We start from the raw sequence: 11,945 nt of genomic DNA on the forward strand, positions 1-11,945 counted from the left end.
GTTGCCTGACCTATCGCGCCTTCAACGGCCGAACCGCCGGAGACTTACGGCGCCACTGAGGGCGTTCGCTTGGCAATTTCGTTTCCAACATAGCCACCACCCAGGGCTCCGGCGATGGTCGCCAGGGTCTTGCCGTTGCCGTTGCCGACCTGGTTCCCCAGCAAACCTCCGACCACTGCGCCGACGCCGATGCCAACGGGGCTGTATTGCGTCGCCGGCGCAGGCTGAGGGGCTGCGGGCGGGACCTGCGAATATGCGGCTTGCGTGGTTGGGGGCTGCTGCGGATATGTGGATGCCTGGGCGTACGACGGAGAGGCCGATGGCGGTTGTGCGTGTGTGGTCGGGGAGTGATGCACGACCGTTCTGTGCACGGCGTTTTCACCGCGGTCTTGTGGAGCCACCACAACGGGGGGCGTGATCTGCTGCGCGAATGCGGATGGAGGCGCAACCACCGGCGCCTGCGCGGCAACCGGTGCCGCAGGCGTCGCGGAGGCATGCACGTTCGGCAGGACGCCGGTCAAAGCGGCAGCGCCTAGCAGGCTCACAAGGATGACGGAGATGGCCGCGCCTGCCATCAAAGGATGAATGCGATTTGCGGGTTGTGTCATTTCCATTTGAAGCACTTGTTGGTCTGCAGGGTTGCCGACCTGCCGCTTACAACGCGCAGCGCAATCTGCCGGGTGACGCGGACGACAACCCAGATGTAACGAAGTCCGAGGCGTGTCAAGTCTGTCGCCGAGACCCGACATCGCGGGTGAAGGTCTACAACACCTCTCCGCGCGAGGCGTGGGCGCAACCGTACTGAGCCGGTTGTCCGGGCCCCGCGAACGGCTGCTACGCGAATTCTGCGGTGGAGCTGACCAGCCGGTTCTGGCCGCTTTCTGACCCACGGCAACGCAGCTCAGCGCAGGACCAAAGTGCCATCGACCAGGTCGAACGCTTCGCCGTTCATCGCTGTAATCGTCCCCTCAAAGAGCAGGTCGAGCTTGTGCTCTGGGTCCCAGTGCGGGTTGACGTACACGCTTGCGATGAGTTCGGGGTCCACCACGAGGGCGACTGAATCCACCTCGCCCATGACCTGGTCTCTAGTCAAACCCGCAGGAACATCCAAGAAGTCGAGCCATTCAGCTGCTGCGAGCAGAACAACATTCGATTGGATGACCTCGTAGCTCTTCCTCCCAAGCCGTCGTCGGCGGGTGGGACTGGTTCAACCAGGCGTCGCGGGAGTCTTCGTTGCGCATGCCGCTTAAATGTCCGCCATCGGCGAGCGCACGGATGTCCCACGAATTCGTGAGCTTCTTCACGAGGATTGGTCAAGGGCATCGGGGGAACGTTCAAGTGCATGCCCGCGGGCTATCAGGCACTCAGGGATTGACGCGTATCCCAAATAACAAAAGCCCCGAGTGTCGGGGCTCTTGTTTTTCTCCAGCGCGAGTTCCCCGTGTTCAATTCACGTCGGACACGGAAAAGCCCCCTCATGAGGGGGCTTCGCGCTGGGAGGTCGGTAGTCCTGGGTATCAGGCAGCGGCAGGCGTCTTCGGTGCAGCCTTGTTGGCAACACCGAGGCTCGACTTCTTGTGAGCCTTGCCGTGCTTGGTGTGCTTGACCGGCTTCTCAGCAGCCTTGGCAGCCGGCTTCACGGTTTCGACTGCCGGTGCGGCGACCACAGGGGCGACTGCGGGCGCGGCGGCCTTGTTGACAGCAGGAGCGGGCACTGCGACAGCTGCCGGAGCCTTGACCGCAGCCGCCGGCGCGACCGCGACAGCGGGGGCGGGGGTAGGCGCAACGGCTGCGGCGGGCGCTTGCGCGAACGAGGTGCCAGCGGCGAGTGCGAAGGTGACGGCTGCGAACGAGAGGAGGGTGCGCTTCATGGGTGTGTGACGGTAGGAGTTGAAGAGGTTTTTGGCCAGCCTCAAATTTCGGCCTGGTCACACCTACAACGCGGCGTTCCGTCGTCGGATGACAGAACGCCGTGACATCCTTCTGTTTTTCGCACCCGCCAAACGTGAAGTCTTGTAGAGCGGCAGACCACAATGGGGCAATAACAGAGGATGACGAATTCAGGTTGAGCTACTCACGGACAGCAAGCACGCGACGAAGACCCTCGTCGACCTGACCACTAACTGCGAACTGGCCGCGTGGGCCGTCGCATGGGCTACGGATAACGAGGTGCTCGAAGCTGCGTACACGCCTCGTGCGAAATTCAGGAACTTGGTCATTGGTACCCATGGCTACGTGACGTCGCCGTCTGTCATCGAGCGCTTCCAGGCCGAACCGAAGTTCAAGGTGATGCTGCCGGATGGTCTGCTCTTTCACCCGAAGGTCTATCACCGCATTCTTGAGCACATCGGCGCGCTAGAACCTGGCCCCCAGTGATGAGCCATCGCCGGCCAACGGAGCGCGATTCTCTGCCGCAGCGAAACGACCACACCCGCGCAAAATCCAGAAGCGCTGTCGAATGGCGGGTGGCATGTCGACGAGATAGGACATTCTTGTCTTCCTTACGTCATCAACGGATTCAAAAGATCGATGCCGGCGCCTTTGCACTTGATCCATGGTCCGCTCGGGTGATCTTCGCCGTCCCAGGTGGCCAGCGCTGCTCGAGCGTCACTCTCCAATTCGTAGCAGTAGCGACGCCCGTAGCCTGACCACCCGATATCGACCACCAAGCCATAGGTGAAGTTGAAGCGGGACAGGCCGCAGACAAGGCCGTTTACGCGGCGGATGTCGGAATAGCGGTTGGCATGCAGGAAATCGAGGAAGGGCGAGTCCACGTCACCAGCGCCGCTACGCCGAGCTTTGGAAGCGTTCCTGACGCAGCGTTCGGAAAGAGCGGAAGTCACCCCTGTGGTTCCATGGATGGTCAGTTCGATCCCCGTGCCTTGTTCAGCGAATGGCTATTTGGCGAAATCCTGCAGCGTCTTGCCGCTGTCCAGCGCAGCCTTCAGCCAACGGGGCCTCGGACCGCGGCCGGTCCACGAATTGCCGGCGTCATCGCTGTAGTTGACCTTTGAAGGCGCGCGCTTGGCCTTCTTCGCCTTGGCTGCCGGCATTGCAGCTTCCAAGCTGTCGATCGCGGAAGCCAGCTTGGACTTCGTGTTCGAGCCTGCTCGGAATTCGTCGATCGACCGGCCCGCGGCCAGTGCATCACGGAGCCAACGCGGACGTGGGCCACGGCCCGACCAGACATTGCCCGCGCCATCGCTGAACTGAGCCAAGGACCTTGATGAAGCCTTCTTCCTGGCGCCTTTGCTCGACACGGAGTCAAGGCCCAAATGAGCGGCGGTCAGCCCGTAGTGAGCAATCGCGACCTTGATGCGGTCAACCACGCCTTTGATCTCGCTGTCACGCAACGCGTCGGCTTGGCGCTGGAGTTGTTGGATCTGCTTCTGTATCTGCTGGTAGCTTTTTGCCATTGCTTGCTTTCGTAGTCAGGTGCGAAGTATTTCCTTCGCTACGAGTGATTCTGCCACTCCAAGCTCGAAACACGGCAATTCGCGTTGACTTGAGTACTTAAGAGAGCCACTGAGTTGACGACCTCAACAGGCATTGTGCGGATGTAGTCGTGCGCCAATGCGATTGAATCGCACCGATCCAATCGGCTCAGAGGACATGGATTGCATCTTGTCTCTGGCTCGTCGACTACCTCGCTGCGGGTTCGGAATCGCGCCCGGAATCCCTCAGCGCATACCTGAGATAAATGCGCCGCACAGATATGTTGTCTTTATGCGTAAGAGGAATATACTGCAGATATCTGTCAAACGAATATTCGCCATGGAACGGTTCCTCTCCAATCCAACCCAGCTCGGTCATCTTCTGGCGAGCGCGCGCAAAGCCAAGCGGCTGACACAGGCCGAGGCTGGTGCGCGTATCGGCATCAGCCAGAGCCGGCTGTCCGTGCTGGAAACGGACCCTTCCTCCTTGACGGTCGAGCAACTGCTCGCGCTGACCGGCCTGTACGAGCTTCGCATCAAGGTGCTGGACCGTGCGGGCCCGTCTGCGGCCTCGGAGTGGTAGGCCATGGGAAGAAAGACGCACGCGCAGGCGCTGTCTGTGTGGGCCAACGGGGTCAGGGTGGGCACCTGGCGCATCCCCACGCGCGGTCCCGTGGAGCTCCAGTACGACCAGGGCTGGATGGACTCGCCAGTCGGCCGCCCGCTGTCCTTGTCCCTTCCTTTCGGGGTCGACGGGAACACCCTTCTCAGGGGCGACCGCGTGGAGAACTACTTCGACAACCTGCTGCCGGACAGCGATGCCATCCGCAAGCGCATCGCGTCCCGATTCAAGATCGCTTCCCTGGAGCCCTTCGACCTCCTGAAGGCCATCGGGCGGGATTGCGTGGGTGCGGTGCAGCTTCTCCCTGAGGATGAAGGCCCAGAAGGCGTCCATCGCATCCAGGGCACCCCCCTGGACGACGAGGACATCGAGCTGTTGCTGACGAAATCGGTTACTGCCAATGCATTCGGCGCCGACGATGACGAGGACGACTTCCGCATCTCGCTGGCGGGTGCCCAGGAGAAAACCGCGCTGCTGTGGCACGACGGCCAGTGGTTGCGCCCGCACGGGTCCACCCCGACCACGCACATCCTCAAGCTCCCGCTCGGCCTGGTCGGGAACAGGAAGGTCGACCTCCAGACGTCCGTCGAGAACGAATGGCTGTGCCTGGCGATCCTTCGAGCCTATGGCCTGCCGGTGGCGGAGACGGAAATCAAGACCTTCGGCGAGCAGCGCGTGCTGAGCGTGAAGCGCTTCGACCGCCAATTGCACGCCAGCGGCACCTGGTACCTGCGGCTGCCCCAGGAAGACTTCTGCCAGGCCCTTGGCGTATCGCCTCATCTCAAGTACGAGGCCGACGGCGGGCCGGGGGTGCAGAGTCTCGCCCAGGTGCTGAGGAACTCGGAGTCCGCCCAGGAGGACCTGCGCACGCTGCTGACCGCCCAGATCCTCTTCTGGATGCTGGCCGCGCCAGACGGGCACGCCAAGAACTTCAGTCTCCACCTGCTCGCCGGTGGCCTGTACCGAATGACGCCGCTATACGACGTCATGTCCATCTGGCCCGCGGCCGGAAAAGGCCCTAACCAGTTCAACTGGCACAGGGTCAAGCTGGCCATGGCTGTTTCGGGTAAAAACCGCCACTACCTCATGAAGGACGTGCAGCGTCGGCACTTCAATGCGATGGCGGCCCAATGCTTCTACGCTCCCACGGCCGAGGCGATCATCGAAGACATCCTCGATCGCACGCTGGACGTGATCGAAGAGGTGACTGCGAGCTTGCCAAGCGATTTCCCCGCCCGGGTTGCGGACGGCATCCTGGAAGGCTTGGCCGATTCGGCCATGCGCCTGGACGCGATGCCGGCGAATTGATAGCCGGTCAGCAGCGAAATCCTGTGCGTAAACGCACATCGCCGCCGACAGTCACTCGGCAAAGTCTGCCCGGGGTCCAAGACGCCGCAGGAGAGATGCCATGGTGACGAAGATTCGGCTCAACGACGAACAGTGGCGGACACTCGAGGTGCTGCTCGAGGCCGACACCCGGCGGGCGGCCACCAACCAAATCAGAGTTCCCGACCGCCTGAAGTCGAACGGATTGGTTGCGGCCGATCCGCGAGGCGGCCAGTTCTTGACACTCCAAGGACGGGAGAGGCTGAACCAGGGCCGCTGAAGCGCGAGCACGGTGGGCTGGCGCCACCCTCCTGCGTCCTCGGTTCAGACCACATCGATAGGCGCTGCCACCACGCGCCGGTACCGCCCCATGACCTCGGGCTCGACGCCCAGCCAGGTCGCCACCGTCTCGGGCTCGAAGCCCCGGCGCAGCTGCCGCAAGGCGAAGGTGTGGCGCAGGCGGAACGAGCCGCCCTCGCGGCTGTCGATCCCGGCATCCTCCAGCACTGTCTTGGCGCATTTGTAATGCGACTCCTTGTGCCACTGCTTGCCCGTACGCGTCGACGGAAAAAGGAAGTCGCCTTCGATGCTGGCTTCCGCGCGAACCTGCAGCCAGTGCTGCAGCAGTTCCCCGGCCCAGGGAGCAATAGGGGTTTCGCGCGCGGCGGAATTCCCGTCGCCCGGCACGGAGACCTTCCAGGGACGATCGCGCACGCGGCCGCCGCGCGAGATCGGTGACGACAGGGTGAGGGCACGGACGTCGCCCGGCGTCAAGCCACCCCCCAACTGCAAGGCGACCGCACACCGGTTGCGAAGCTCTTGCCAGGTGAAGGCGGCATGGCTGTCGCGCCGTGCGCCTGTGAGCCCGGGCCGGGGCCGCGCATCCGACAGGAACGTGATCAGGTGCTTCGCCTCGGCCACCGAAAGGAACTCGGGCAGGGGATCCGCATGGGCCGCTTCCGCATACCGAACCTCGGGATGGGCGGCTAGCCAGTCGGAAGCCGCCATGTTCGGCGCCTCGCCGGTCTGGGCCGCATGGTGGCGCAAGACCCGATCGACGAGGCGCATCAGACGAAGCGCATGGCGGGGAGAGAGCGACATGTCAGAGCTCTTGCGCCCGAAGCGCGCCGCCTGGAAGGCCTGCAGATCGCGCAAGTCGAGCGACGCCAGGGTGACCGCCGGTGACTGGCCCAGGCACCAAGCGGTGAAGGCGCCCCACATGTCGCGGTAGACCTCGACGGAGGCGGGCTGCCGCAGGGAACCGGAGGCCCGCTGGCCATCCAGCCATCGCTCGAATGCGAGGCGATGGCCCTCGGAGGGGATTTCGTCGAAGAGGGAATAGGAGGGCATGAATACGCTAACGGCGAACGAGCATTCTGCCAGCGTGCGAGCAAGTGCATTGGAGTGCGGGTGTTCGGATTTCGGTTAGAAATCTTCGGTGCGCCGTTAGCGTAATTGCTCGCCGCGACGAAGACACGTCACCACCTCTGCTCTTGATCAGGAGGGGGAAGAGGCCCAAGCAGCCTCCTTGCGGGGAGGGCGGGGCAGGCGTAATATGTCCAATATTTTGGACAATCTTCGATCCTATCTGTCATGAACCTTGTCGACATCGGCCATGCAGTGCGAGCGCGGCGCGCTGAGTTGGGCCTGTCCCAAGCGCAGCTGGCGCATCTGACCGGCCTGTCTCGTCAAACCTTGGTTGGCCTGGAAAACGGCGCACTCAGCGACCTGGGCGTCAACCGCGTGGGGCAGGTCATGGCGGTGTTGGGTCTGGACAGTCCAACACCGGATACGCAGGCGCGGCGCAAGAAGCGCGGCCTGTGGATGGCGGCCAAGACGGCCAGCGTCAGCTATGCCCGCGAACTGGCCCCCGAGGCGCTCGAGCAGGCCCTGGCGAGCGGTGACGTGCCACCCTCCTTTGCCCCGCACTTGACCCATTTGCTCGATGAAGCGCCCGTGCCCATCGTCGTGATGGCGGTGGAAGAGACGGCCTCACGCGCGCATCTGCCTCCTCGACAGGTCTGGCGAAACGTGGCAAAGCTCGCCGAATCCTTGTCCGTGCACCGGCGGGCGCTGTGGGCGTGAAGTCCGGGTCGCTGCCAGGCGGACCCTGGGAGAAACTGTTCCCGCGGGCCCTGGCGCTGATCGACGAGATCAGCCAGTACGGCGGCATCGCGGATCCGTTCTGGACCTTCGGCGGTGGGACTGTGCTGATGTTCCGTCACCGCCATCGGTTGAGTAAGGACATCGACATTTTTGTGCCTGATCCGCAGTACCTCGGCTTTGTCACGCCTCGATTGAGCGACACGGCAGCAGATCTGACGCAGGACTACACCGAGCAGCCCGGCGCCTTCGTCAAGCTGGTGTTCGAGGAGGGGGAGGTCGACTTCGTGGCCGCTCCCAACTTGCTGGCCGATGCTTGGGAGACTTGGGACATCGGCGGCCGCTCCGTGAGAGTGGAGACGGCCGCTGAAATCATTGCCAAGAAGATGTACCACCGCGGCGATCGCGTCACGGCGCGCGATCTGTTCGACTTTGCGCTCGTGATCGAGCGGGAGCCCGAGCCACTTCTGGCTGCGACACCGTTCCTGCTGCGCCATCGGGCTGCTTTCCTGGCCCAGATTCGGGAGCCGCATGCCGGCTTGCGCGCCGCGTTCAATGCCATCGCTACGCTGGACTACACGCCGGGATTCGACCATTGCACGGCTACGGTCGGAGAGTTTCTAGACAGTCTGTAGTGGTCAACGCCTCATTCCATGCCGCCGCGCTGATGCCGAAGGCCCGCACAAAATGCACGCAGGCGTTGCGCAGGAGTCGGTTATGGTTCGCTCGACTGCCATGCAACCCACAGGCCTTTCGAGCGATGGGGCGCGTGCCAGGCCCACGAAGCTCCTGCCAACTTTACTGTCATGCCCGCTCCAGACACAGTCTCCGCTTCGCTGAACCCGGAAGCCCCGCGTTCGATGCATGACGCGACCCGAGACGATCGCGCCTCATCAGATGAGCATCCCGAACCGGCCAACCGCTTCGGTGCGGCAGCCAGCATTGTCGACAGCCTCGACCTTCGACCACTGCACATGCGTACGCGTCGACCCTGGTGGAGGCTCTGGTAGCCGCGACTGCCGTCGCTGCCGGCCTCTAGCGGTAGTTCGAGCGTTGACAAACGGCAGCACGGCTGCGTCGCCGCCGAAAGTCTCGACAGCGCTGAGACTGATGCCTGCAATTCAACCCGTCAGGTTGGGCGCCATGAACAAGTGCCTCGCTCGCGCAAATCGCGCAGCGACAGTCCAGCGCTTTTGACCTTCAGAGTTCAGCTTCAGTTCAGGAGCGCCTTCCATCATGAGTCCTCCTCCGACCACTTTGGTCTTGCCCGCTTCGGCGGGCTTTTTCTTGGCCGCGCAGGCTCACGGGAGGGCCACCATCAGCGACATCTTGAACGAGCACGACTCGGAGTTTGAGAACAGAGGATTGGTGGGGCGCGTCGAGATTGAGAGCCCGAGCGAAGCGTTCTCCGGGCACGCAGATCTTCATTGGAAGGGCCAGCAGAGGTGCCGAGTGGCGCTGGCCACGCCGCGCCTCGCCCCCGTTAGCGCGCGACTCGCGATGTGCACGAAAGCTCGAGACTTCATCGACAACTGGAATGGTCAATGGATCGTGGTACTCGCATTTTCTCGACAGATTGACACGGTCATGGTTGTCGCCGATCGCGCCCGCTTGCTTTTGGGCCCCGGAGCCAAAGCGCGCGCCGAAGGGGGTGGGAGAGCATCCAGAAGTTGGGGGTGTGCGGTTCAGCAAAGTTCCGGTCAGGGTCGGCTGCCTGATTGGTCAGAGGGAGCTGTGCTTGTTTTGATGGCCTGGTTGTATGACAACCCAAAAAGCGGCCTCACGGGAGCACGGGAGCGAGGCGCATAATTTCCTATCCTCACCCTCCGCGGGCACTGACATGGAAAAGCTCGATCAAGCAAAGGTCGTCTCCGTGCTCAACCGGCTGCTCGAAGCCGAGCTGGCCGGCGTGGTGCGCTACACCCACTACTCCTTCCTGGTGTTCGGCTTCGGCCGGATTCCCATCGTCTCGTGGCTGCGCGAACAGGCCAACGAATCGCTGCTGCATGCGCAGCAGGTTGGCGAATGGATCACCACGCTCGGCGAGTACCCCTCGCTCGCTATCGGGTCGCTGCTCGATTCGCACCAGCATGACATCGCCGCCATGCTGCGCGAATCGCTCGACAACGAGGCGCGTGCGCTGGCCCTGTATCGCGAACTGCTGTCGCTGGTGGAAGGCCGCTCCGTGGCACTGGAGGAGTTCGCGCGCCAGATGATCCACGCCGAGGAGTTGCACGCCGCGGACGTCGACAAGATGCTGCGCAAACCTGGAGATGTCGCAGCGTTCTCGGCGAAGCCGGTGCCGTGAGCCTTCGACCGCCCACGGTCGGCGGTGTGAATCGCGTCGCAACAGGATGACTGCCTCTCATCTCGGCGCAGCGCCTAGTGGGTCACGGCGTCAGCCGGCGGCGCGGCGCCAGCCGGAGGAACGATGACCGCGCGGCCGTCCGGCGAGGTGTAGAGGGTGCTGGAGTCGGTGCCTTCCCTCGACGCGCCGCTGAGTGAGATCACGGTGGACCTGTTATCTGTCTGGAGGTCTGCCGAGTACCCCCCGCGCGCTCACACGCATTGCGTGGCGGGGTTCGCAGCGAACCATCATTGCAGCGCGCGATGAGGTCGTTGTAACGCTGCAGGTCCGTTTGCGCACCCGTGAGCGTCACGCATCCGATCAGCATCGCTGCCGCAGCCGCACGAAATGGAATCCGGACTGAAACCTGGCATCTGCCGCGACGTGCGTTCTTGCAAGTACTCCTCGGACATCAGCGGTCATGGTTGGGAACTGCTTGGCGAGGGTCAACTGTTGTCCGTCCGCACACCGTTGGCTGCCTCGAAGAGGTGCGCCGAGCTCGGCTTCTGCCGCAGGTTCAGCACATCATCCGGCGCCACGGCGAGGCGCTCGTGGAACAGGGCGAACACCTGCGCGACACCCACGCGTAGGTGGTCGTCCCCGAATTCCGGACTTATTAAAACTAGAGGTACGGTGGCTTTTCGGCCGGCCCTGAAGGCAGGAAGGAGAAGCGATAAAGAGGTCAAGATTCAGTGAAGAGCAGAACGCCTAGGCGCACGCCGGCGCCGTCCACACACGCCAGCATCCGGTACCCGTCGCTCTGATTCGCCTGGCTATCGGTGGGCGTGATGAGGGAAGCGGTTCCGGATGAAATGTGGGCGTGGCAGGCGGGGAATCGTGCCACAGCGCACGCTACCGATCGGGCCTCAGCCGCGCAATCAGGCGCCGAATCGCACCCGCGACCCCGAATTTGGCCTCAACGATCGGGTCAGCATCAAAGATCGCACGCTGCTCGGCCAGCGCGACATGCAGCGCTGCAAGATTCGCTTCGTTGTAGACCCAGGTGCCGGACACCACGTGCGCGCCCGACGTGTAGGGGGTGATGCGAACGTCTTCGACCCCAATCCGACCCAGCGCGGCCGCGCGCGAAGCCGCTTGCTGCGCGGGTCCTCCTTGACAGTCGATCGGGCGGGGAAAGACAAAGCTGATGGCCTGTACCTGGGGGAAGTGTTCCGAGACGAATGCGCAAATCTCAAAGAAGATCAAGCGTCCAAAGTGCCTTCGTTCATCCACCATCACTTTCGTTGGGGCAAGGCTTTCAACGTGAATCTGTGTCCCTCCGTTCAATACCAGGACGGGGTCCAATGTCGCCAACAGGACGCCCCCCTCGTACACAGACATGGGCTGCCCAAGTTGATAGAAGGCTTCGTGTGGCCCGGTGATTCGAATGCTCTGGTAGGTCATGTGGCGCGAATGAGATGGGTCTTCCCATTTCCCTGCGCTCCTCCTCGGTCGCCGATGGTGCTTGAAGCTCTACTTTAGTGTGGGGCGCGCTATAAACATGAGAGCTTGCGGCATAAAGGCGACGGGATTCCCATGGAAGTCACGCAAAGCCAAGAGAATCCGCCGAGGGCGACTGGCAACCGTGATTTATTTCGCGGCATCCTTGACGAACGGCGAGCCACTGGGGTGGTCGTACTTATCTTGTAATTCGGTGCGCTTTGGGACGAAACGTCGTTTTGCGACAGGGACTTACGAACTTGGAATTTCTGCGCGCAAGCTGTGTTCGTAAGTCGCTCAAAGGAAGTATCCGGGACCACCGTTTCATTCCGCACCGAGAGTACGATCACCCCACTCATGAGTTCGGCTATGGGGTGCGGATTCCTTGGGCAAGGTTAGCAGCCCAAATAGCCTTGGCCAACGGAACAATCGATCTTCGACAGATCGCTTCAATGGAGCGATCGGGCAGCCTCACAGGTCAGGAAGTCAATCGGCTGTACATGCTGGTCACTTTGTCCATTACAAGCAGAATGTTTTCGCTGGACGCGAACACGTTCGCGCAGCGCTCCGGTGAGGCGATCTCAACACCCCGTTGCGCAAGCGCAGCCGCATAGAACACCCATTGATTCCGCGCGAGCTCGATCTCCTGCTTGATGGCCGTCGTCGCCTCCGG

General features: G+C 62.6%; 16 protein-coding genes and 1 pseudogene. 7 read left to right on the forward strand and 10 right to left on the reverse strand.

Annotation, left to right across the window (positions count from 1 at the left end; translation table 11 throughout):
- Window positions 1-44: 44 nt before the first annotated feature.
- The 3 genes from QTI68_RS11015 to QTI68_RS11025 form a co-directional block, all read right to left on the reverse strand.
- Complete coding sequence (locus QTI68_RS11015) at window positions 45-614, reverse strand: glycine zipper 2TM domain-containing protein (RefSeq protein WP_286521512.1); 570 nt, start codon at window positions 612-614, stop codon at window positions 45-47.
- Window positions 615-901: 287 nt separating this feature from the next.
- Window positions 902-1,075 (reverse strand): hypothetical protein, encoded by a 174-nt coding sequence (locus QTI68_RS11020; RefSeq protein WP_286521513.1) that lies wholly within the window; start codon window positions 1,073-1,075, stop codon window positions 902-904.
- 442 nt (window positions 1,076-1,517) lie between these two features.
- Window positions 1,518-1,871 (reverse strand): hypothetical protein, encoded by a 354-nt coding sequence (locus tag QTI68_RS11025; RefSeq protein ID WP_286521515.1) that lies wholly within the window; start codon window positions 1,869-1,871, stop codon window positions 1,518-1,520.
- Between the two features lie 298 nt (window positions 1,872-2,169).
- Here QTI68_RS11025 and QTI68_RS11030 point away from each other — a divergent pair, with 298 nt between their 5' ends.
- Window positions 2,170-2,376, forward strand: coding sequence for a hypothetical protein (locus QTI68_RS11030; RefSeq protein ID WP_286521516.1), 207 nt, complete (start codon window positions 2,170-2,172; stop codon window positions 2,374-2,376).
- Window positions 2,377-2,501: 125 nt separating this feature from the next.
- On the opposite strand, the gene QTI68_RS11035 is transcribed toward QTI68_RS11030, so the two are convergent.
- The gene (locus tag QTI68_RS11035) at window positions 2,502-2,774 is read right to left on the reverse strand and encodes a hypothetical protein (RefSeq protein ID WP_286521517.1); all 273 of its coding nucleotides are present in this window, start codon (window positions 2,772-2,774) and stop codon (window positions 2,502-2,504) included.
- A 123-nt stretch (window positions 2,775-2,897) separates the two neighbouring features.
- Window positions 2,898-3,416 carry an H-NS family nucleoid-associated regulatory protein gene (locus tag QTI68_RS11040; protein ID WP_286521518.1) on the reverse strand — a complete coding sequence of 173 codons (519 nt, stop codon included), beginning with the start codon at window positions 3,414-3,416 and terminating at the stop codon, window positions 2,898-2,900.
- A 358-nt stretch (window positions 3,417-3,774) separates the two neighbouring features.
- On the opposite strand from QTI68_RS11040, the gene QTI68_RS11045 reads away from it, so the two are divergent.
- From QTI68_RS11045 to QTI68_RS11055, 3 genes are all read left to right on the forward strand, one after another.
- Window positions 3,775-4,017 (forward strand): helix-turn-helix domain-containing protein, encoded by a 243-nt coding sequence (locus QTI68_RS11045; protein WP_286521519.1) that lies wholly within the window; start codon window positions 3,775-3,777, stop codon window positions 4,015-4,017.
- A gap of 3 nt (window positions 4,018-4,020) precedes the next feature.
- Window positions 4,021-5,364 carry a type II toxin-antitoxin system HipA family toxin gene (locus tag QTI68_RS11050; protein WP_286521520.1) on the forward strand — a complete coding sequence of 448 codons (1,344 nt, stop codon included), beginning with the start codon at window positions 4,021-4,023 and terminating at the stop codon, window positions 5,362-5,364.
- A 100-nt stretch (window positions 5,365-5,464) separates the two neighbouring features.
- Window positions 5,465-5,662 carry a hypothetical protein gene (locus QTI68_RS11055; protein WP_286521521.1) on the forward strand — a complete coding sequence of 66 codons (198 nt, stop codon included), beginning with the start codon at window positions 5,465-5,467 and terminating at the stop codon, window positions 5,660-5,662.
- 44 nt (window positions 5,663-5,706) lie between these two features.
- On the opposite strand, the gene QTI68_RS11060 is transcribed toward QTI68_RS11055, so the two are convergent.
- Complete coding sequence (locus QTI68_RS11060; protein ID WP_286521522.1) at window positions 5,707-6,732, reverse strand: tyrosine-type recombinase/integrase; 1,026 nt, start codon at window positions 6,730-6,732, stop codon at window positions 5,707-5,709.
- A 243-nt stretch (window positions 6,733-6,975) separates the two neighbouring features.
- Here QTI68_RS11060 and QTI68_RS11065 point away from each other — a divergent pair, with 243 nt between their 5' ends.
- From QTI68_RS11065 to QTI68_RS11075, 3 genes are all read left to right on the forward strand, one after another.
- On the forward strand, window positions 6,976-7,467 hold the full coding sequence (locus tag QTI68_RS11065; protein WP_286521524.1) for a helix-turn-helix domain-containing protein: 492 nt from the start codon (window positions 6,976-6,978) through the stop codon (window positions 7,465-7,467).
- Window positions 7,464-8,120 carry a nucleotidyl transferase AbiEii/AbiGii toxin family protein gene (locus QTI68_RS11070; protein WP_503011654.1) on the forward strand — a complete coding sequence of 219 codons (657 nt, stop codon included), beginning with the start codon at window positions 7,464-7,466 and terminating at the stop codon, window positions 8,118-8,120. Before QTI68_RS11065 ends, QTI68_RS11070 begins: the two co-directional genes overlap by 4 nt.
- 1,205 nt (window positions 8,121-9,325) lie before the next feature.
- Window positions 9,326-9,793, forward strand: a complete 468-nt coding sequence (locus QTI68_RS11075) for a ferritin-like domain-containing protein (protein ID WP_286521527.1) — start codon at window positions 9,326-9,328, stop codon at window positions 9,791-9,793.
- A gap of 74 nt (window positions 9,794-9,867) precedes the next feature.
- On the opposite strand, the gene QTI68_RS11080 is transcribed toward QTI68_RS11075, so the two are convergent.
- From QTI68_RS11080 to QTI68_RS11095, 4 genes and pseudogenes are all read right to left on the reverse strand, one after another.
- A complete protein-coding gene (locus QTI68_RS11080) occupies window positions 9,868-9,996 on the reverse strand; it encodes a hypothetical protein (protein ID WP_286521528.1) in 129 nt (42 codons plus the stop codon).
- Between the two features lie 282 nt (window positions 9,997-10,278).
- Window positions 10,279-10,416, reverse strand: coding sequence for a hypothetical protein (locus QTI68_RS11085; RefSeq protein ID WP_286521530.1), 138 nt, complete (start codon window positions 10,414-10,416; stop codon window positions 10,279-10,281).
- Between the two features lie 268 nt (window positions 10,417-10,684).
- Window positions 10,685-11,236: a hypothetical protein gene (locus tag QTI68_RS11090; protein ID WP_286521531.1), complete on the reverse strand. Its 552-nt coding sequence runs from the start codon at window positions 11,234-11,236 to the stop codon at window positions 10,685-10,687.
- Window positions 11,237-11,750: 514 nt separating this feature from the next.
- A pseudogene (locus QTI68_RS11095) lies at window positions 11,751-11,945 on the reverse strand (type IV pili methyl-accepting chemotaxis transducer N-terminal domain-containing protein); the annotation flags it as partial.

This window comes from Variovorax sp. J31P207, assembly GCF_030316965.1.
GTDB classification, from domain to species: domain Bacteria; phylum Pseudomonadota; class Gammaproteobacteria; order Burkholderiales; family Burkholderiaceae_C; genus Variovorax; species Variovorax ginsengisoli_B.